2 protein-coding genes are annotated in these 23,613 nt (G+C 71.4%); both read right to left on the minus strand.

Going from position 1 to position 23,613, the window contains the following annotated elements; genetic code table 11:
* Positions 1-19,572: a non-ribosomal peptide synthase/polyketide synthase gene (locus tag IEZ00_RS27275; protein ID WP_189226194.1), complete on the minus strand. Its 19,572-nt coding sequence runs from the start codon at positions 19,570-19,572 to the stop codon at positions 1-3.
* A 29-nt stretch (positions 19,573-19,601) separates the two neighbouring features.
* On the minus strand, positions 19,602-23,597 hold the full coding sequence (locus IEZ00_RS27280) for a non-ribosomal peptide synthetase (RefSeq protein ID WP_268248853.1): 3,996 nt from the start codon (positions 23,595-23,597) through the stop codon (positions 19,602-19,604).
* Positions 23,598-23,613 lie beyond the last annotated feature (16 nt).

A 23,613-nucleotide genomic window follows, 5' to 3' on the forward strand; every position in this document is an offset into this window, starting at 1 on the left:
TCAGTACTCCTCCTCGAGCAGATCGATCTCGGCCTGGCTCAGCTCGGTCAGTGCCACGTCGGACGGGGTGTGGCCACCGGCGTCCGGGTTCTCCGCGTGTTTGGCGATCGCCATCAGCGCGTCGAACCACCTCGTGGCGAGCGCGCGCATCTCGTCCTCGGTCAGCAGTCGCCCCGACCACACCCACTCCGCGACCAGCACCGGGCCGTCTGCGCGGTCCCTGGTCGCCGCGGCGACCTCGATCGGGTGCGGCATCCGCAGCCCTGGGTCCTGGCCGCAGATTCCGGCCAGGTCGCCGAGCACCGACCAGTCGCCGGCGTCCGCGGTGGACGACTCGGAGAACCGGCCCAGGTAGTTGAACCCGATCTCGGCCCGTCCGGTCACGCCGGCGAACCCGTACCCGAGTCCGTGGTCCGGCACCCCGCGCAGGGTCTCCTTGACCCGCTTGAGGATCTGGCCGGTGGCCGGCCCGCCCGCCCACGCGTCGCGGTGGTCGAACACACCGGGATCGAGCCGAACGGGATGCATGCTGGTGAACCAGCCCATCGTCCGCGAGGTGTCGACCTTGCCGACGAGCTCGTCGTGGCGGCCGTGGCCTTCGAGGTCCACGAGGAAGCTCGGCACCGACCGCAGGTCGCGCACGGCCATCGCGAGACCCGCGAGCAGCACCTCGTTGATCCGCGCCGAGAACGCCTCGGGAACCGTCGTCAGCAGCGCCGCCGTGACGTCGGCGGGCAGCGTCAGCGACAACGACTTCGCGTCGTCGATCGTGTCCCTGCCCGTGTGGTCGAACAGCGGTGGCACGGCCACGACCTCACGCCAGTAGTCCTGGTCCTGCACGCGCGCGCCCCACTCGGCGAGGCGCTTGGCCCAGCCTCGGAACGACGTGCGCACCGGCTGCAGCGCGGGTTGCTCACCGCGGTCGATCGCGGCCCACGCCTCGGCGAGGTCCGGCAGCAGGATCCGCCACGACACCCCGTCCACGGCGAAGTGGCTCAGGATCAGGAAGAGCCGTCCCGGTTCGGCACCTCGGTCGAACCAGACGGCCTCCATCATGTTGTCCAGTGCCAGCCGGTCGCGCGCGGCGGTGGCGTGCCGGGCCATCTCGCGAGGATCGTCGGTCTCCACGCGGGTGATCCGCACGGGCAGCGATGGCACGACCTCCGCGCGCCAGTCCCGACCGATCCGCAGCCGCAGCACCTCGTGGTGGTCGACCAGGGCCTGGATCGTCCTGGTCAGCTTCTCCTCGGTGCATCCGGCGGGCACCTGCACCACCCGCCACTGGCTGAGCTTTTCGATCGGACCACCGATCTCGACGAAGTGCCTCATGATCGGGGTCAGCTCGACCTCGCCGGACCAAGGCTCCTCGATCAGCTCCTCCACAGTGGACTCCGCGACCAGTGCGAGCGCCTGCGGGGTGTTGTGCTCGAAGATGTCCTTGGCCGTCAGCGCGAGACCGGCCCGGCGGGCCCGGCTGGCGAGCTGGATCGACATGATGCTGTCGCCGCCGAGCGCGAAGAACTCGTCGTCGGCACCGACCTCCTCCAGGCCCAGCACCTCGGCGAACAGCCGGCACAGCAGCTCCTCGCGTTCGCTACGCGGCGCGGTCGCCTTCGCGGTGAAGCTCGGCTCGGGCAACGCCTTGCGGTCGAGTTTGCCGTTGGCGGTCAGCGGCAGGACCTCCAGCACGACGACCGCCGCCGGCACCAGGTAGCCGGGCAGGACACGCGCCAGGGCCTGCCTGGTCTCGATCCCGTCCACGTCACCGACGACGTACCCGATGAGCCGCTTGTGCTCGCCGGTGCCGACCACGACCGCCGCCTCCGCGACCCCCGGCAGCTGCCGCAGCGCGGTCTCGATCTCGCCCGGTTCCACCCGGAACCCGCGGATCTTGACCTGGTCGTCGGCACGGCCCAGGAACTCCAGCTGTCCGTCGGCGGTCCAGCGCACCAGGTCACCGGTCCGGTACATCCGACCACCGAACGGCGAAGCGACGAACCGTTCCGCCGTGGCGGCGGGTTTGCCGACGTAGCCCCGAGCCAGGCCGGCACCCGCGACGTACAGCTCGCCGACGACACCGATCGGTACCACGCCGAGCGAGCCGTCCAGCACGTACGTGACCATGCCGTCGAGCGGCTTGCCGATCGGGACGCGGTCCGGCACGACATCGTCCGGCGCGATGCGGAACGACGTCGCGAACGTCGTGGTCTCCGTCGGCCCGTAGCCGTCGACGACCGTGATCTCCGGACAGGCCTCGCGCACGGCCCGCACCGCGGCGGCGGGCACGACGTCACCACCGGTCCACACCTCCCGCACGCCGCGCAGGCATTCCGGAGATTCCTGCGCGATCACCCGGAACAGGCCCGCGGTGAGCCACAACGCCGTGACGTCGAGGCTTTCGATCGCGGCGGCATCGAGGTCACCCGGCACCACCACGACCCGGCCGCCACGGCTCAACGGCACCCACAGCTCGTAGGTCGACGCGTCGAACGCGACGTGCGAGTGCAGCGGAACGACGTCGGGCGCCGTGCCGAACCGTGAATCCGTTGCCAGTGCCGCGATGTCGCGGTGCCGGACTCCGACGCCCTTCGGCTCACCGGTCGATCCGGAGGTGAACATCAGGCACGCCAGCTGATCGGGCAGGACCAGCACGTCCGGTGCCGCCGCCGCGGCGGTCACGTCGACCTCGCGGACCACGACGTCCGGCTCGGCGGCGGCGAGGATCCGCTGCACGCGGTCCTCCGGTGCACTGACGTCCACCGGCAGGTAGGCGGATCCGGCCTTGAGGACGCCGAGCACCGCCACCACGTACTCGACCGACCTCGGCAGCAGCAGCGCCACCGGGCGGTCGGGCCGGGCGCCTTCGGCCAGCAGGCGCCGGGCCAAGGCGTTCGCCGCGGCGTCGAGCTGCCGGTAGGTCAGCTCGCGCACGCCGGACACCGCGACGTCGTCCGGCGTGCGCGCCACCTGCGCCGCGAACAGGTCGAGCACGGTGCTGTCGGGCGCGCCGTCCGGGCTGGCCTCCAGCCAGGCGCGCACGTCCGCGTCGAGCAAGTCCAGCGCGCTGATCGTCGTCGACGGCTCGGCGGCCACCGCGGCGGCGATGCGCCCGAACCCGTCGGCGATCCGAGCCGCGGTCCCCTGGTCGAACAGATCGGTCGCGTACTCGATCGTGCCCGCGACACCACCCCCTGGCAGCTCGTCGAACGCGAACATCAGGTCGAACTTCGCCACCCCGAGCGCCGCCTCGTACGGCGCCACCTCGACGTCCGGCAGCGCGGGCACGGCCAGGGACGGATCGGTGGTGTTGTTGAGCGACAACAACACCTGGAACAGCGGGTGCCGCGACATGGAGCGTTCCGGTGCCAGCGCGTCCACCAGCCGCTCGAACGGCAGCTCCTGGTGGTCGAACGCGTCGAGATCGGTCTCGCGCACCCGTGCCACCAGCTGCTCGAACGACGGATCGCCCGAGACGTCGGTCCGCAGCACCAGCGTGTTGAGGAAGAACCCGACCAGGTCGTTGAGCGCGTCGTCGGTGCGGCCTGCCACGACCGTGCCGATCGGCACGTCCACGCCAGCGCCGAACCTGTTCAGCACCGCGGCCACCGCCGCCTGCAGCACCATGAACATGCTGGCACCGCTGGACCTGCCCAGCGCGGCGAGACCGGCGTGCACTTCGGCGGGCAGTGTGAAGTGCACCTGTGCGCCCCGGTAGGACGCGGTCGCCGGACGCGGCCGGTCCAGCGGCAGGCGCAGCTCGGCAGGCAGGTCGCGCAGCTTCGACGTCCAGTGCGCCAGCTGAGCGGAGATCACGCTGTCCGGATCGTCCTCCGACCCCAGCGCTTCCCGCTGGCACAGCGCGTAGTCCGCGTACCGCAGGTCGAGCGGCGCGAACTCCGGTGCCGCACCCGCGCACCGCGCGGTGTAGGCCTGGACGAGGTCGCGCGACAGCACGGACATCGACCAGCCGTCAACCAGGATGTGGTGCATCGACAGCAAGAACACGTGCGACTCGGGTCCGGAGGCGAACAGCCACGCCCGCACCGCCGGTTCCGACGCGAGGTCGAAACCGAGCGACGCCGCCTCGCGCACCTGCTCGTCGAGGTCAGCCACCGGGACGACTTCCAGCCGCAGGGCCGGTTCCGGCAGCACGACCTGCACCGGGCCGTGGTCGCTCTCAGCGAACACCGTGCGCAGCGACTCGTGCCGACCGGCCACATCGGACAGCGCGGCAGCCAGCGCGGCCCGGTCCAAGGGGCCGTTGAGCCGCAGCGCCAGTCGCATGTTGTAGGTGGCGTTCGGTCCCTCGATCTGGTTGACGAACCACAGCCTGCGCTGGCCGAACGACAACGGCAGCTCGCCGTCGGACGACATGCGGCGCACCCGCGACCGCACGCTCCGCCCGGACTCCAGCGCCTCGGCAAGCCCGGCGACGGTCGGTGACTCGAACACCTGCCGGATGCCCAGGTCTCCGCCCAGCGTCGCGGAGATCCTGCTGACCAGCCTGGTCGCCAGCAGCGAATGGCCACCCAGGTCGAAGAAGCTGTCGTCGACACCGACCCGCTCGACGCCGAGCACCGAGGCGAACAGCTCGCAGAGGATCTCCTCACGCGGGGTGCGCGGCAGCCGTCCGGAGGACGACGCCGAGTAGTCCGGCGCGGGCAGCGCCCGCACGTCGACCTTGTGGTTGCCGTTCAGCGGAAGCTCCGGCAGGACCACGACCGCGGACGGCACCATGTAGTCCGGCAGCACTTCCGCCGCACGGCGCTTCAGGTCCTCCGGCCGCAGCACGGCACCGTCCGCAGGCACCGCGTACGCGACCAGACGCCGGTCACCGGGCTGGTCCTCGCGCACGACGACCGCGACCTGCTCGACGTCCGGACCGGCCGCGAGCACGCTCCGAACCTCGCCCAGCTCGACCCGGAACCCGCGCACCTTCACCTGGTCGTCGGCCCGGCCGACGAACTCCAGGTTGCCCGCGCGGTTCCAGCGCACCAGGTCACCGGTCCGGTACATCCTGCCGCCGAACGGCGAGGCGACGAACCGTTCCGCGGTCATCCCCGGCTGCGAGACGTAACCCCGCGCGAGGCCGTGTCCCGCGAGGTAGAGCTCACCGGTCATGCCGTCCGGGACCAGGCGCAGCCGTTCGTCCAGGACGTAGGCCCGCGTGTTCGGCACCGGCCGCCCGATGTGCGGAACCTCCTCCGGGCCGAGGGGTTGCGTCATCGTCGGCGCCACTGTCGTCTCGGTCGGGCCGTACCCGATCACGAGCCGCCGCCCACCGCGGGTCCACTGCCGCGCCAGCTCCGGCGTCATCGCCTCGCCACCGGAGCAGACGGACCGCACGCCGGGCACCTCGGCGGCGTTGATCGTCGCCAGCAACGGCGGCGGCAGCATCAGGTGCGTGATCCCCTGTTCCAGGATCAGCTCCGTGAGCTGCCTGCCGTCCAGCTCCCGCGCGGACGGCCCGAGGACCAGCGTCGCGCCGGACACCAGCGTCCTGCCGACGTCCGCGACGCTCGCGTCGAAGCTCAGCGATAGCAGCTGCAACGCGCGGGCGCCCGGTGCCATGCCGAGCTTGTCAACGTGGCTGTGCAGCATGCTCGCCAGCCCCGAGTTGCTGACCGCCACGCCCTTCGGCTTCCCGGTCGAGCCGGACGTGTAGATCACGTACGCCAGGCTGTCGCGGGTCGTCCGCACCGGTGGGTCGAAGCAGGACATGGCCTCGGTCTCGGCGACCGTGTCGTTGTCGTCGACCACCAGCAGCGGCTCGGTCACGAGCTGTTCCAGTGCGCCGCGGGAGTCCTTGTCCACCAGGACGATCGACGGCCGCGCGTCGGACAGGACCTGCCGCATCCGCTCCTCGTTCTGACTCGGGTCGAGCGGCAGGTAGGCCGCTCCGGCCTTCACCACCGCGAGCATCGAGGTGATCCACTCCTCCGACCGCGGCATCGCCAGCGCCACCAGCGACTCCGGACCGGTGCCGCGGTCGATCAGCAGGTGCGCCAGCCGGTTCGCGCGCTGGTTCAGCTCCGCGTAGGTCAGCCCGATGCCCTCGAACTCGACGGCGACCACGTCCGGGGTACGGGCTACCTGGCGTTCGAACATCTCGGCGAAGGACCACACCGGCAGCCGCAGCGCCGTGTCATTGCGCTCCACCAGCAACAGGTGCCGTTCCGGCTCCGAGAGCACGTCGACCTCGCTGACCCGCACCGACGGGTCGGCCGCGACCACCCGCAGCACCAGCACGAACCGCGCCGCCAGCGAGCGTGCCGTCGCCTCGTCGAACAGGTCGGTCGCGAACTCGATGGCTCCGGTCAGCCTGCCGTGCGCCTCCTGCAGGTACACGCCGAGGTCGACCTTGGCGGTGTCGTCGTCCACGACCAGGCCGCGGACGGCGAGCCCGGTCGGGGTCGAGGAGGCGTCCACCGCCCGGTCGACGTTGTTGAGCGACAACGTGACCTGGAACAGCGGGTGCCGCGACAGCGACCGCTCCGGGTTGAGCACCTCCACGAGCCGCTCGAACGGCACGTCCTGGTTCGCGTACGCGCCCAGGTCGACGTCGCGGACCCGGCCGACCAGCTCGGTGAACGTCGGGTCGCCGGAGACGTCCGTGCGCAGCACCAGCGTGTTGACGAAGAACCCGACCAACCCGGCCAGTGCCTCGTCCGTGCGGCCCGCGATCGGCGAGCCGAGCGGGATGTCCGTGCCGGCGCCGAGCCTGCTCAGCAACATCGACAGCGCGGCCTGCACCACCATGAACAACGTCGCGCCGGTCTGCCGCGCCACCTCGGTCAACGCGGCGTACAGCTCGTCGGGAACCTCGAACTCCAGTGTGCCGCCGCGGTAGCTCGCCACCGGGGGACGCGGTCGGTCGGTGGGCAGCGCCAGTTCGGCAGGCAGCCCGTTCAGCGCCTCCTTCCAGTGGGCGAGTTGCTTAGAGATCGTGCTGTCCTGGTCGTCCTCGTCGCCCAGCACCTCCCGTTGCCACAGCGTGTAGTCCGCGTACTGCACCGGCAGCTCCGTCCACGGTGGAGCCTCGCCTGCCGCACGGGCCGCGTACGCCGTCGTCAGGTCGCGGCTGAGCAGCGGACCCGACCAACCGTCACCCGCGATGTGGTGCAGCAGCAACAACAGCACGTGGCTCTGCGGCCCGGTCACGAACAGCACCGCGCGCAACGGCGGTTCCGCCGCCAGGTCGAACCCGTGTTGCGACGCCAGGTCGAGCTCGCCCAGCAGCTCGTCCTCGGTCGTGTGCACGACCGTCAGACCGGGACGTGCCTCCGGCAGCACGCACTGGAACGGACCATCGGCGTCCTCGCCGAAGACCGTGCGCAGCGTCTCGTGCCGCGTCACGACGTCCACCAGCGACTGCCGCAACGCGTCGTGGTCCAGCGGGCCCTCCATCCGCATCGCACCGCGAATGTTGTAGGTCGGCGACGGCCCTTCGAGCTTGTTCATGAACCACAGGCGCTGCTGCGCGTACGACAACGGCAGCCGCTCCGGTCGCGGCGTGACCGCCCTGACCCCGGCCCGCGCACCTGACGCGCCGTCCAGCGCGGCGGCGAGACCCGCGACGGTGGGAGTCTCGAACAGCTGCCGGATCGACACCTCGGCGGACAGGCTCTCGCGCACCCGGCTGACCAGCTTCGTGACCAGCAGCGAGTGCCCGCCCAGTGCGAAGAAGTCGTCGTCGGCGCCGACCTCGGCCACGCCCAGCACCTCGGCGAACAGCCCGCAGAGGACCACCTCGCGCGGGGTCCGCGGTGCCCGGCCGCCTGCGGCCGCACCCCAGTCGGGTGCGGGCAGCGCGGCCCGGTCCACCTTGCCGTTGCCGGTCAGCGGCAGGTCGTCGAGCACCAGCACCGCCGCAGGCACCATGTACTCCGGCAACGAGGCCGAGACCTCGTCCCGAATCGCCTGCGGGTCGACGGTCGCACCGGGTTCCGGCACCACGTACGCGGTGAGCCTGCGGTCACCGGGGTTGTCCTCGCGCACGATCACCGTGCCGCGGGCGACCCCGCGGGCGGACAGCACCGCGGTCTCGACCTCACCCAGTTCGACCCGGTAGCCACGCACCTTGACCTGGTCGTCGACCCGCCCGAGGTACAGCAGCCTGCCGTCGTCATTCCAGCGCGCCCAGTCGCCGGTGCGGTAGAGCCTTCCCGCGCCGAAGGGGTTCGCCACGAACCGGGACGCGGTCAGGCCCGGTCGGTTCAGGTAGCCCTGCGCCAGCATGTCGCCCGCGATGTAGAGCTCACCGCGCACCCGCGGCGGCACCGGCTGCAACGCGTCGTCGAGCACGTATATCTGAGTGTTCCAGGTGCCCCTGCCCACCGGGACCTCACCGGGTGCCAGCGGATCGGTGACCCGCACGCGTTCCACGATGCAGCCGACGGTCGCCTCGGTCGCGCCACCTTCGTTGATCACGGTGGCACCGGGGTGGCGCGCGAGCCACTGCCGCACGACCTCGCTCATCAGGGCCTCGCCGCCGACCACGAGCTCACCGGTCGGCGAGAACTCGTTCGGCAGCGCCAGCAGCAGCGACATGTGCGCGGGCGTGACCTTGAGGAACGTCGGTCGCAGCACCTCCGCGTCCTCGGCCAGCGGCGCGACCTGCACGCAGCCACCCGTGACGAGCGGGGCGAGCAGGGACGTGACGGTCAGGTCGAACGCAACCGGCGAGTGCAGCAACGTGCGGCCTGCGACGCTCGGGTAGTTCTCGGCCGCATAGGACAGGTAGAGGTTGAGCGGCCCGTGCTCGATCACGACGCCCTTCGGCCGTCCCGTCGAACCGGACGTGTAGATCACGTACACCGGATCGAGCGGCGACAGCTCCGGAGACGTGAATCCCGCGTCTCCGTCGTCGGTCACGCAGATCTGCTCGGGCCCGGCCGGAAGCACCACGTCCGGCGTCGTGATCACCAGCGTGGGCTTCGCGTCGTCGAACGTGAAGCGGATGCGCTCGGCCGGGTAGTCCGGCTCGATCGGCACGTACGCCGCGCCCGCCCACGTCACCGCCATGATCGCCACCACGAGGTCGATCGAGCGCGGCATGACGATCGCGACCAGCGACCCCTTGCCGACTCCCCGCCCCGCCAGCACGGACGCGAACCGGCGGACGCGCTCACCCAGTTCGGTGTAGGTGACTTCCACCGAGCCCTCGACCAGGGCGAGAGCGCCGGGCGTGCGGGCGACCTGCCGGGCGAACAGCTCCGGCAGGGTGGCGGGAACGACCTCGTGGCCGGTGTCGTTCCACTCCACCAGCATCCGGTGCCGCTCGGCCGGGTCCAGTACGTCGATCTCGGCGATCCGGCGGTCCGGCGCCGCCGCCATCGCCTCCAGGACCAGCACGAACCTGCGCACCATGCTCTGCGCGGTGTCGTCGTCGAACAGGTCGGCGCTGTAGAGCAACGCACCCCGCACCCCGGCGGGAGCGCCGTTTTCGCCGCGCTTCTCCGCCAGCCCGAACAGCAGGTCGGTGCGGGCGACGCCGGTCTCCGTGGTGCCGGGCGTGATCGTGACGCCGAGCAGCTCCTCGACCTCGGCGGTCGCGGACTGCTGGTCGGTGCTGTCGACCGTGAGCACGGTCTGGCACAACGGTTGCCGCGCGAGCGACCGTTCCGGGTTGAGCGCCTCCACCAGCCGCTCGAACGGCACATCCTGGTTCGCGTACGCGGCCAGGTCGGTCTCCCGCACCCGTTCGACCAGCTCGGCCACCGTCGGGTCGCCGGAGACGTCGGTGCGCAGCACCAGCGTGTTGATGAAGAGGCCGACCAGGTCGTCGGTCGCGGCGTCGGTGCGGCCCGCGACCGGCGAACCGATCGGGATGTCCGTGCCGCCGCCGAGCCGGGTCAGTAGCGTGGCGACCGCGGCCTGCGCCACCATGAAGAGACTCGCCCTGGTCTGCCGCGCGAGCCGCAGCAGACCAGTGTGCAGCTCGGGTGACAACGCGAACTCGATCCGCCCGCCCTGGTAGGTCGGCACGGCCGGGCGCGGCCGGTCCAGCGGGAGCTGCAGCTCGACCGGCAGGTCGGCCAGCGTCTCGGTCCAGTAGCCGAGCTGGTCGTCGATGGCACCACCGTCGAGCTGGTCCCGCTGCCACAGGGCGTAGTCCGCGTAGGCGACCGGCAGCGGAGTCCACTGTGGAGACTCACCCGCCTTGCGCGCGGCGTAGGCGGTGGCGAGGTCGCGCACCAGCACCGGCATCGACCAGCCGTCACCGGCGATGTGGTGGATCAGCACCAGGAGCAGCCGCTCCTGCGCGCCCAGTTCGAAGAGCCACGACCGCACCGGGACCTCGTTGGCGAGGTCGAAGGCGTACCGCGCGGCCTCAGCGCGTTGTGCCTCCAGGGTCTCCTCGGTCGCGGGGACGACCAGCAGCGGCGGTTCGACCGCGTCGAGCACCACCTGGTAAGCACCCTTGCCGTCCTCGGCGAAGACCGTGCGCAACGGTTCGTGCCGCTCGACGACGTCACCGATGGCCTGCCGCAGCGCCGCCACTTCGAGCGAACCGGACAGTCGCAAGGTCAGCGGGATGTTGTAGGTCGCGCTCGCGCCCTCGACCCGGTTCATGAACCACAACCGCTGCTGCACGAACGACAACGGCACGCGTTCCGGTCGCGGCACGACCGGCCGCACGCCCACGCGTCCGGTCTCGGCGTACCGCACCGCCTCCGCGACCCCGGCGACGGTCGGCGTCTCGAACAGCTGCCGCACCGAGATCTCCGCGTTCAGCGTCGACCGGATCCGGCTGAGCAGCTGGATTGCGAGCAGCGAATGCCCGCCCAGTTCGAAGAAGCTGTCCTCGGGGCTCACCTCCGCGGCGCCGAGCACCTCGGCGAAGAGTCCGCAGAGGATCTCCTCGGTCGGCGTGCGCGGCGCACGCCCGGTCGCGGACCCGTACTCCGGCGCGGGCAGGGCCTTGCGGTCGACCTTGCCGTTCACGTTGAGCGGGAACGACTCCAGCCGCACGAAAGCCGAGGGCACCATGTAGTCCGGCAGCACCGAGCGCAGGCCGGCCGCGTCGTGCTCGCCCACCACGTACGCCACCAGCCGCACATCACCCGGCCGGTCCTCGCGCGCCAGCACGACGCACTGCCGCACGCCGGGCTGCGCGGCCAGCGCGGCCTCGATCTCGCCCAGCTCGATGCGGAACCCGCGCACCTTCACCTGGTGGTCGACCCGGCCGATGAACCGCAGTTCCCCGTCGGCGGCCCAGCTCACCAGGTCGCCGGTCCGGTACATCCGGCTCGGTCCGAACGGGTTGGCGACGAACCGTTCCGCCGACAGCCCCGGCCGGTTCAGGTAGCCGCGAGCGACACCGTCGCCGGAGATGTAGAGCTCGCCGGGAACGCCGGGGGGCACCGGCCGCAGCGCGGAGTCCAGCACGTACACCTGCGTGTTCGCGAGCGGTCGGCCGATCGCAGGCGCGACCGCGTCCTGGCCGATCTCCGACGACGTCGACCACACCGTGGTCTCGGTGGGGCCGTAGAGGTTCGTCAGCGACGGCACCTCGGCGCGCAACCGGCGCATCAGGTCCACCGGCAGCGCCTCTGCCCCGATGAACGCCCGGATCCCGCTCAGCTCGCCGGGTTCGATCTCACCCAGCAACGCCTGCCAGAGGCTGGGCGTCGCCTGCAGCACGGTGGCGTCGCGCAGGAGCTCGCGCAGCACCGCCGGGTCGCGACTCTCGTCCGCGTCCGGGACGACCAAGATCGCGCCGGACAGCACCGCGAGGAACAGCTCGGGCTTCGCCATGTCGAACCCGACCGGGGCGACCGCGACCATCCGGTCGCCCGGACCGAGGTCGAAGATCGGCGCGAACGCCGTCATCGCGTTGAGCAAGGCGTGCCTCGAGATCACGACGCCCTTGGGCTTGCCCGTCGAACCGGACGTGTAGACCACGTACGCCGGATGCTCCCCCGAGCACGTCACCCGCGGGCTGTCCGCGCGTGGCTCGACGACCGCGAGGTCCTCCGGCGTGACGGTGAACGCGGGCCGCGCGTCGTCCAGCACGGCCCGCCGCCGGTCCGCCGGATGGGTCAGCTCCAGCGGCAGGTACGCGGCGCCCGACTTCAGCACGCCCAGCACCGCGACGATCGTCTGCTCCGACTTCGGCAGCGCGAGCGCCACCAGGTCCTCCGGGCCTGCGCCGCGCGCGATCAGCCAGTGCGCGAGGCCGTTGGCCAGTTCGTCCAGCTCGCGGTAGGTCAGCGAGTCGTCCCGGCCGATCACCGCCAGCGCGTCCGGCTGGCGGGCGGCGGTGTCCTCGAACCACTCGACGATCGACCCCGCCTCGACGGCGACGGCCGTGTCGTTGACCGTCTCCAGCAGGTGACGGCGTTCCTCGCCGGTCAGCAGCTCGATGCCGGCCAGCACGCCCCGCTCGGTCAGCACCTTCCGCAGGCGGCCCACGAAGGACTGCGCGGTGGCGCGGTCGAACAGGTCGGTGCTGAACTCGAGCGTCGCACCACCCGGCCGCACGGTGAGGTGCAGGTCGAAGCGGGACGTCCCGGTGTGCACCGGGTACCGGGCGGTCTCCAGGCCGTCGAACTCCAGGTCGTCGGCGGCGGACAGCACGATTTGGAACAACGGGTGGCGTGCTCGCGAGCGCACCGGGTCGGCGATCTCGACCAGCTGCTCGAACGGCACGTCCTGGTGCTCGCGGGCGATCCGCAGCGTCTCGGCCGCGCGCTCGACGAGCTCGGTGAACGTGCCGGCGCCTTCGATGTCGGTGCGCAGCACCACAGCGTCGTCCGCGCGCCCCTCGACGGGCGTGCCGAGCACCAGGTCCGTGCCCGCGCCGAGCCGGTGCAGCACGGTCAGCAGCGCCGCATGCGCCTCGGCGAAGCCGGTGCCCTCGGGCAACTCGAAGTCGATCGCGTCACCCCGATGCGTGGCGACGGGCGGTCGCGGCCGATCGGTCGGCAGGCTCAGCTCGTCGGGCAGGTCCGCCAGCACGCGGCGCCAGTGGCAGGCGGACTCGCCCGTGGCGGGCGTGACCGCGATCGGCGGCACCGGCTCGCCCCGGTACGCGGCGGCGAGCTGGCCGGAGAACGAGGACCACCCCCGGCCCGCGCTGTGGTGCATCACCAGCAGCAGCACGTGGTCGTCCGCCGCGAGCCGCAGCAGCCCAGCCCGCACCGGGATCTCGGAGGTCAGGTCGAACGGCCGCAGCGCGAAGTCCTCCAGCTCCGCGAGGCAGGCGATCTCCAGCTCGACCTCGTCCAGCAGCAGGGCGTGCGTCTCGTCCACGAGCAGTGTGCGCAGCGCCGGGTTGGCGGCCACGACGGCGCTCAGCGCGCCGCGCAACCGGGGCAGGTCGAGCTTTCCGCGCAACCGCACCGCTTCCGGCACGTTGTAGAGAGCAGAGCTCTCCTGCAGGTTGTGCAGCAGCCACAACCGCCGCTGGTCCGCGGTCAGCTCCAGCCGCCGCGTGGACGGGCCGACCGTACGCGCCAGCGACTCCGGTGTCGGTGACTCGAAGACCTGGCGCATCGTGAGTTCGGCGCCGAGGTCCTGCCGCATCCGGCTGACCAGCCGTGCCACCAGCAGCGAGTGGCCGCCGCGCTCGAAGAAGTTGTCGTCCGCACTGACCTCGGGCACGCCGAGGACCTCGGCGAACAACGCGCACAGCTCGCGTTCGCGGGTCGTGCGTGGCGCACGGCCCGCGCTGGCGGGAGCCTCGGGCAGGGGCAGCGCCTTGCGGTCGATCTTGCCGTGCGCGGACACCGGCAGGGCGTCCATTCGCACGAACGTCCACGGCACCATGTGTTCCGGCAATGACGTGCTCGCGTGTTCCCGCAGGTCACCGAAGTCGGCGTCGCCCACGACGTATGCGACGAGGCTCAGATCGCCTGGCCGCAGTTCGCGGGCGAGCACGACGACGTGGTCCACCGCCGGGTGGCTCGCGAGCACCGACTCGATCTCGCCCAGCTCGATCCGGAAGCCGCGGATCTTGACCTGGTCGTCGGTGCGGCCGAGGAACTCCAGGTAGCCCTGAGGGCTCCAGCGCGCCAGGTCACCGGTGCGGTACAGGCGTCCCTCCGGCCCGGCCACGAAGCGCTGGGCGGTCAGGGAAGGACGGTTCAGGTAGGCGTCCGCGAGCTGGACTCCCGCGAGGTACAGCTCGCCGGGAACACCGGCGGGCACCGGGCGCAGGAAGCGGTCGAGCACGTGCACCCGCGTGTTCCAGACGGGCCGCCCGATCGGCACGACCGCGTCCTCACCATCGGGCCTGCACTCCCAGTACGTGACGTCGACCGAGGCCTCGGTCGGGCCGTACAGGTTGTGCAGACCGGCGGGCAGCAGCTCGGCGAACCGGCGGCGGGCCGAGTCGGGCAGCGCCTCACCACTGCAGATCACCCGACGCAGTCCGGTGCACCGAGCGGCCGACGGCTCCGCCAGGAACTCCTGCAGCATCGAAGGCACGAAGTGGACGGTGGTGATCCGTTCGCGCTGGATCAGCCCGGCCAGGTAGGCCGGGTCACGGTGCCCGTCCGGCTTGGCCACGACCAGCGTCGCGCCGGTGATGAGCGGCCAGAAGAACTCCCAGACGGACACGTCGAACCCGGCGGGCGTCTTCTGCAGCACCCGGTCGTCGGCGGTGAGCCCGTACTCGTGCTGCATCCACAGCAACCGGTTGACGATGCCCGCGTGCGGGATCACCGCACCCTTGGGTTTGCCGGTCGAACCGGACGTGTAGATCACGTACGCCGGATGCGCAGGCAGCAGTCCGGAGTCGAACGGGGCGGCGTCCTCGGCCGCGAGGTCGAGCTCACCGAGGAAGTCCTCGGTGAGCACCAGTGACGGCTGCGAGTCCGCCAGCACGTGGGCGATCCGCTCGGCCGGGTAGCCGGGATCGACCGGCACGTAGGCCGCGCCCGCCTTGTGCACGGCGAGCAGCGACACGACGAGGTCGAGCGAGCGCGGCAACGAGACGGCGACCAGCCCACCTGGCCCGGCACCGTGCCGGACGAGCACGCGGGCGAGCCGGGTGGCCCGTTCATCGAGTTCCGCGTAGGACAGCGACTCGTCCTCGAACACCAGCGCCTGAGCGTCCGGCGTCCGGCGCACCTGCTCGCTGAACAGTGCGGCCAGCGTGGTGGACGGCACGTCCACGCGGGTGTCGTTCCACTTGGCGAACCGGTCGGCGGGCAGCAGCACGTCGATCTCGCCGACCCGGCGGCCGGGTGCGGCGACGACGGTCTCCAGCACTCGCAGCAACCGGTCGGTGAGGTTGCGCGCAGTGGCAGGCTCGAACAGGTCGGTGCTGTACAGCAACGCGCCGCGCAGCCCCTCTTCCCGGTCGTTGAACGTGAAGAGCAGGTCGAACTTCGCCGCCGCCGCGCGCACCGGCTGCGGTACGACCTCCGCGCCGAACAACCCGCCGAGTTCGCCCGCGGTCAGCCCGAGGCCCGCGTTGTCGAACGTGAGCATCACCTGGAACAGCGGGTGCCTGCTGAGCGAGCGCTCCGGGTTCAGCACCTCGACGAGCCGTTCGAACGACACGTCCTGGTTCGCGTACGCCTCCAGGTCGGTGTCGCGCACCCGGCCCAGCAGCTCGGCGAACGCGGGATCACCGGAGAGGTCCGTGCGCAGCACCAGCGAGTTCACGAAGAACCCGACCAGGCCCTCGACGGCCTCGTCGACTCGACCCGCGACAGGCGTGCCGATCGGGATGTCCGTGCCACCGCCCATGCGGCACAACAGGACCGCCAGGGCGGCCTGCACGACCATGAACACGCTCGTCCCCGTGTCGCGGGCGAGCGCGGACAACGCGGCGTGCAGCTCGGCTGACACGTCGAACTCGACGCGGTCACCCCGGTAGGACGCCACCGCCCGTCGTGGCCGGTCGACAGGCAGGTCCAGCTGGGTGGGCAGTCCGGCCAGCTGATCGCGCCAGTAGCCGAGCTGGCGGGCCGCCGGGCTGTCCGCGTCGTCCTCGGCGCCGAGCACTTCCCGCTGCCACAGCGCGTAGTCCGCGTACTGCACGTCGAGCGACGGCAGCGTCCGGCCCGCGTAGAGCTCACCCAGTTCACGCAGCAGCAAGGAAACCGACCAGCCGTCGCCCGCGATGTGGTGCAGCAGCACCAGGACCACGGACTCGTCGCCGGTCTCGAACACGGTCACCCGCACCGGGCACTCCGCGGCCAGGTCGAACACGTACCCCGACGCTTCGGCGAGCCTGCTCGCGAGCTCGTCTTCCTCGCACTGCACCACTTCCAGCGCCGCGGTCGCGTCCGGGAGCACGACCTGCACGGGCTGGCCGGTGCCTTCCTCGTAGACGGTCCGCAGCACCTCGTGCCGCGCGACGACACCCGCGAGCGCCTGCCGCAGCCGTGCCACGTCGAGCCGCCCGGACACGCGCAGCGCCATCGGCAGGTTGTAGACGGCGTTCGGCTCCTCGAAGCGGTGCAGGAACCACAACCGCCGCTGCCCGGAGGACAACGGGACCTCGGCCGGCCTCCGCACGGGCACGACGCCCGCGCGGGCCTCGTCCGCACCGTCCAGGCAGGCCGCGAGTCCGGCAGGTGTGGGGTTGCCGAAGATCTGCTGGATGGACAGCTCGGCCTTGAGCGTCGACCGGATGCGCCCGGCGAGCCGCACGGCGAGCAGCGAATGCCCGCCCAGCAGGAAGAAGTCGTCGTCCACGCCGACCGCCGCGACCCCGAGCACCTCGGCGAAGAGGCCGCACAGGATCTCTTCGCGCGGGGTTCGCGCCGCACGGGAGCGGGCGGACGTCGCGCGTTCCGGTGCGGGCAGAGCCTTGCGGTCGAGCTTTCCGTTGACCGTCAACGGCAACGCGTCCAGCACGACGAACGCGGCCGGCACCATGTACGCGGGCAGCGCACCGGTGAGCCGGTCGCGCAACGCCGCCACGTCGACGTCCCCGACGACGTAGGCGACCAATCCCTCGTCGCCCGCGCTGATCTCCCGCAGCACCACGGCCGCGTCGGTGACCTCCGGCTGCGCGACGATCTTCGTCTCGATCTCGCCCAGCTCGATGCGGAACCCGCGGACCTTCACCTGGTGGTCGGACCGGCCGAGGTACTCGAGCCCGTCGGCCGTCCAGCGCGCCAGGTCGCCGGTGCGGTAGAGCCGGCCGGTGCCGAAGGGGTTCGCGACGAACCGGGCCGACGTGCGGCCCGGCTGGTTCAGATAGCCCTGGGCCAGACCGGAACCCGCGATGTACAGCTCACCCGTGACACCGGGTGCGACCAGCCGCAGGTTGTCGTCCAGGACGTATGCGGACAGGTCCGCGATCGGCCCGCCGATCATGCTGCGCGACACGGTGTCGTCCAGCGCCACGTAACTGACGTGCACGGTCGTCTCGGTGATGCCGTACATGTTGGACAGCAACGGGCCGTCCGGGTGCCGCGCGTACCAATCGGCCAAGCGGGCCGGATCGAGCGCCTCCCCGCCGAACACGACGTGCCGCAACGCGAGCTCGCGGCCGGGGTTCTCGGCATCGGCCTGCGCGAGCTGGTAGAACGCAGACGGCGTTTGGTTGAGGAACGTCACCCGCTGCTCGGCGAGCAGCGCGAGGAAGTCCTCCGGCGAACGGCTGACGTCGTGCGGCACCACGACGAGCTTGCCGCCGTGCAGCAGCGGTCCCCACAGCTCCCAGACCGAGAAGTCGAAGGCGTAGCTGTGGAACAACGTCCAGACGTCGGTCTCGGCGAACCCGAAGTGACGCTCGGTCGCCGTCATCAGCCGGACGACGTTCTCGTGCGTGACGACGACGCCCTTCGGCTCGCCGGTGGAACCCGAGGTGTAGATGACGTACGCGGGGTGCTGCGGCAGCAACGGGCCGGTCCGGTCCACGACATCGGTCGCGGGGTGGTGGATCAGCAGGTCCTCGTCGTCCAGGACGACCACGTCCGCAGGCAGGTCGGCGGGCAACCGCCCGGCCTGCGAGCGCACCGTCAGCAGCACGGTCGCGGATGCGTCGCCGAGCAGGAAGCGGATGCGGTCGACCGGCTGCACCGGGTCGATCGGCAGGTATGCGGCCCCGGACTTGAGCACGCCGAGCACTGCGGGGACGAGCTCGGGCCCACGCGGGAACAGCAGTGCCACCACGGCTCCCGCCCGCAGACCGCGATCGATCAGGTGATGTGCCAACCGGTTCGACGTCTCGTTCAGCGCGGCGTACGACAGTTCCTCCCCACCGCAGACCACCGCGGTGGCGTCCGGTGTGCGGCTCGCCTGAGCCTGGAAGAGCTCGGGAATCGTGGCACCGAGGTCGGCGACATCACCGGTGCCCTCGCCACGCCGCTGGAGGCTCGCCAGCTCGGCGTCGCCGAGCAGCCGCACGGCACCGACAGGGACGTCGGCGGACTCCGGGACCAGCGCGAAGAGCCGCAGCACCTGGTCCGCCAGCGACTCGACGGTCGCGAGGTCCAGCGCGTCCGGCCGGTAGTCGAGGTGAAACCGCAGCGTGCGGCCCGGTCCGACGATGAACGTCAGCGGGTAGTGCGTCGCGTCGCCGCCGCGCGCCACGATGCCGGTGACGGCGAGCCCGCCCTCCACGACGGATCCACTCGACGGGTAGTTCTGGAACGCGCACAACGTGTCGAACAGCTCGCGGCCGCCCTGGCTGTCGTTGAGCCCGAGGTGCTGGTGCGGCAGGAGGGCGGACTGCTCCGCCTGCAGGCGCTTCAGCAGGCCGAGCAGCTCCTCGCGCGGGTTCAGCGAGACGCGCAGCGGTACGGTGTTGATGAACATGCCGACCATCGACTCGACGCCGTCGAGCTCCGGTGGCCTGCCGGACACCGTGATACCGGTGACGACGTCGTCGCGGCCGGTGAAGCCGCCGAGCACGAGACCCCAGATGCCCTGCACGACGGTGTTCAGCGTCAGCCCGTTCACACGCGCCCACCTCGTAAGGGCGCCTGTGTCCTCCTCGGATAGCTCGCGGTGCACCTGCTCGGGCAGCACCGCCTGCGTCGACACCCCAGGCGCGACGAGAGTGGGTTCGTCGACATCGCCCAGCGCGTCCCGCCACGCCCTCAGCGCGGCCTCACGATCCTGACCGCCGAGCCAGCGCAGGTAGTCGCCGAACGGGCGGGCCCTCGGCAGTGCCGCCGTCTGCCCGCACAGCGCCAGGAACTCGCGCACCAACACGGGCAGCGACCAGCCGTCCACCACCACGTGGTGGAACGTCAGCACCAACCGGTAACCGTCCTCGACGCGGATCAGCAGGAACCGCAGCAGCGGCGGCGTGGCCAGGTCGAACCGGCGCCGCCGTTCGGCCTCGATCAGCGCCTCCGACTCCGCGGCCGACGCGGACACCTCCTGCCAGGCCAGCGGAACCGAGCGCACCACGAGCTGCGCCAGCTCACCGGACTTGCGCGGCCGGAAGCAGGCACGGAGGCTGTCGTGCCGCTCGACCAGCGCCTGCGCGGCCCTGCGCACCACCGGCACGTCGACGGGAGCGGAGAGGTCGATCACGACCTGGCCTGCGTAGAGGTCGGTGCCCTCACCAGTGAGCCGGTGGTGGAACAGCAGGCCTTCCTGCAGCGGCGAGAGCGGAAGGACGTCCTGGACCACTCGGGACTGTCGGCTCACCGGAACTCCGATCTGTGGTAGCGGGGAGATCACGTCAACGTCTCCCACTCGTTCTCGAGCTCTGCCTCGAAGTCATCGATCTGGTCATCGATGGACTGCTCCGCACGGACCACCAACTCGCCCAGCGCGCGCAGCCAGGAGTCCGCGAGCGCACGGACCTCCGCCTCGTCCAGCACCCCGGTCGCGTACGTCCAGGTGGCGACGAGTTCCGAGCCGTCACCGACGTGGCGAGCACCGGTGTTGATCTCCAGCACGTGCGTCAGCGGCATGGCCGGATCGTGCTCCGGTCCGGTGTCCACATCGGATACCGGCGACCAGTCGGCGTCCTCGGCGGGGAAGGACCGGCCCAGGTAGTTCAGGATGATCTGCGGTCGGGCCAGCGGTTCCAGCACAGCCCGCGTGTCCGCGTCGAGATGACGCAGCACGCCGAAGCCGATGCCGTGGTCCGGATGCGCCCGCACCTGCTCCCCGACCAGGCCTACCTGCGTCACGGCGTCGGCGGCGAACTCCAGCCGCAACGGGTGCACCGTGGTGAACCAGCCGACCGTGCGCGAGAGATCCGCACCCGGCACGAGCTCCTCTTCCCGGCCGTGCCGCTCGACGTCCACCAGCACGGATCGCCCGGCCGCCTGGACCAGCGCAGCGAGCAGCAGCTCGTCCACGGCGGCCGCGAACGCCGTGGGCACCGCCGTGAGCAGCGCGTCGGTGAGGTGCTTGGGCAACGTCACCGTGACCTTGCCCGACTCGGCGCGCGTGTCGCCGTCCAGCGCACGTGACCCCAGCAGAGGTTCCGGCCCCAGCGTCTCGACCCACCTCGGCAACTCGGCCACGCGGTCCTGCGTGGCGAGGGCCTTCGCCCAGCCGCGCAGGGAGGTCGCGACCGGTGCGAGCCGCGGCGCCACGCCGGACTTGATCGCATGCCAGGCCTCGGCGAGATCGGGCAGCAGCACGCTCCACGACACCGCGTCCACCACCAGGTGGTGCAGAACCAGCAACAGTTGGTGCCGGTCCTCGAACCAGACGGCCTGCACCATCACGCCGACCCGCGGATCGAGGCGCCGGCGTGCCGCAACGGCTTCGTCCCGGATGTCCGCACGGGACACTCGGCGCAGCTCTACCTGGGTGCCAGGGGCGTCGATGTGAAGGGACCAGCCGCCACCGGCGCCGGAACCGGCGGATCGCAGCGCAGCGGGCTCGCCTCCCCCATCACCCGCGACGTCCAGCCGCATCCGCAGCGCGTCGTGGTGGTCGACCAGCGCCTGCAACGCCTGCCGCAACTGCTCCTCAGTGGCCTCGGCAGGCACCCGCAACAGGTGCGACTGGCTGAAGTGACCGATCGGCCCGCCGCGTTCGGCGAACCTGTGCACGATCGGCAGCAGCGGCAGGTCCCCGGTGCCGGGTTCCTGCGCGATGGGCTGACGCGCGTCCTGCGCCACCAGTGCCAGCGCGGCGACGGTCTGCTGTTCGAACACGTCCCTGACGGTGAACCGCAGACCCGCGCGGCGGGCCCTGCTCACCAGCCCGATCGCCATGATGCTGTCGCCGCCGAGTGCGAAGAAGCCGTCGTCGACGCCCACCCGGCCGGTCCGCAGCACCTCCGCGAAGAGGGTGCAGAGCAACGCCTCGGTGTCGTCGCCTGCCTCGCGGAACCCGGCCCCGGTGAACTCCGGTGCAGGCAGCGCCGCGCGGTCCAGCTTCCCGTTCGCGGTCAGCGGCAACGCGTCCATGACCACGAACGCGGCCGGGATCAGGTGACCGGGCAACGTCTTCGCGAGCTTCGTCCGGCTCGGCAGGCCGCCCACGACGTAGGCGACGAGCCTGCCGTCACGCACGACCACGGCGGCCTGCTCGACCTGCTCGCGCAGCACCGACTCGATCTCGGCGGGCTCGATCCGGAACCCGCGCAGCTTCACCTGGTCGTCCGCGCGGCCGACGAACCGCAGCTGGCCGGTCGCGGTCGGGCGGACCAGGTCGCCCGTGCGGTACATGCGACCGTGCGGTGAGGCGACGAACCGTTGCGCGGTCAGCCCCGGCCTGCCGAGGTAGCCACGAGCCAGGGAGGGGCCTGACACGTACAGCTCACCGGTCACACCCGGTGGCACCGGGCGCAGGTGGCGATCGAGCACGTGCACGCCGACGTTCGCGATCGGCCTGCCGATCGGCGGGATCTCCTCGCCGGTCAGCGGGGCGCTCGTGACCACGTTGACGGTGGTCTCGGTCGGGCCGTACGCGTTGATCATCGTGCGGCCTGCCGACCAGCGCCGCGCCACGTCCTGCGAGACCGCCTCGCCGCCCACGACGAGCGTGGAGACGGGCAGTTCGGCGTCATCACCGAGTGCCGCCACCACCGACACCGGCAACTTCGCGTAGGTGATCCGGTTGCTCGCCACGAAGTCCGCGAGGTCGGTGCGGTCCGGCATCACCACCAGCGTCGCGCCGGTCGACCAGGCCATCCACATCTCCAGCACCGACACGTCGAAGCTGAACGAGGCGAACTGCAGCACGCGGCCGCCGGCGTCCACGCCGTGCTCGGCGGCGAGCGTCAGCAGGCTGCCGAACCCGCGGTGGGTGACGACGACACCCTTGGGCCACCCGGTGGTGCCGGAGGTGTAGATGACGTACGCGGGCTGGTCAAGTCCTATGTGGACGTTAGGTGCACTGCCGGGCAGCGTGCTCACGTCCGGGATTTCCCGCAGCACGAGGGCCGGTTGCGCGTCGGCGATCATGAACTCGATCCGCTCGGCCGGGTACTCCGGGTCGAGCGGCAGATAGGCGGCGCCTGCCTTCAGCACACCGAGCATCGCGACGAACGCGTCCGCCGTGCGGCCGAACTCGAGCGCCACCAGCTGTTCCGCGCCGATGCCCTGACCGATCAGCCAGTGCGCCACTCGGTTCGCCCGTGCGTCCAGCTCGGTGTAGGTCAGGGTGACGTCACCGCACTCGACCGCCACCGCGTCCGGTGCCCGCAGCGAGAACAGGCCGGGCAGCGGCAGTCGCGGGACGTCCGCACGAGCCCGCTGCTGTGGGACTTCGGCCGCGGTGAAGGCGCTCACCGCCTCGTCCGGCTCGGCCACCAACCGATCGAGCAACTGCACGAACAGATCCACGACGGACTGCGCGGTGGTGTGCTCGAACAGATCGGTGCTGTAGACCAGCTCGCCGTCCAGGTCGTCCGCGCGAACGTTGAACGTCAGGTCGAACTTGGCCGTGCCCAGGTCTAGGTCGTACCGCGTCACATCCAGCCCCGGCAGCCGCCGGACGGCCTCCATGGCGGTGCGCCGGTCAGCGCCGTCGACGTTCAGCATCACCTGGAAGAGCGGATGCCGCGACATCGACCGCTCCGGCGCCAGCGCGTCCACCAGGCGTTCGAACGGTACGTCCTGGTGCGCGAACGCGGCCAGGTCGGTCTCCCGCACCCGCGCCAGCAGTTCGCGGAACGACGGGTCGCCCGTCAGGTCGTTGCGCAGCACCAGGGAGTTCACGAAGAACCCGATCAAGCGCTCCACGGCCTCGTCGGTCCGGCCCGCGACCGGGGTGCCGATCGGCACGTCGGTGCCGCCGTCCAGTCGTGAGAGCAGCACGGCCAGCGCGGCCTGAAGAACCATGAACAGCGTGACGTCCTCGGCCTGGGCGAGGGCGGTGATCCGGTCCCGCACCCCGGCGGGCAGGACGAATTCCACCCGGCCGCCGCGGTAGGACGGCACGGCGGGACGCGTCCGGTCCGCGGGCAGGGACAGCTCGGCAGGCAGTCCGCGCAGCGTGTCCGCCCAGAACGTCAGCTGCCGCGAGACCAGGCTCGCCGGGTCGTCCTCGGAACCGAGCAGTTCGCGCTGCCACAGCGCGTAGTCCGCGTACTGCACCGGCAGCGGTCGCCACTGCGGCGCACCACCCGAACGGTACGCCGCGTACGCCTCGGTCAGCTCACCGGCGAGGACCGGCAGCGACCAGCCGTCAGCGGCGACGTGGTGCAGCAGGAGCAACAGCACGTGGCTGTCCGGCCCGGTGGTGAACACCGTGGCCCGCACTGGCGGTTCGGAGGTG

Source organism: Saccharothrix coeruleofusca (assembly GCF_014648515.1).
In the GTDB taxonomy this organism is placed as follows: Bacteria; Actinomycetota; Actinomycetes; order Mycobacteriales; family Pseudonocardiaceae; genus Actinosynnema; species Actinosynnema coeruleofuscum.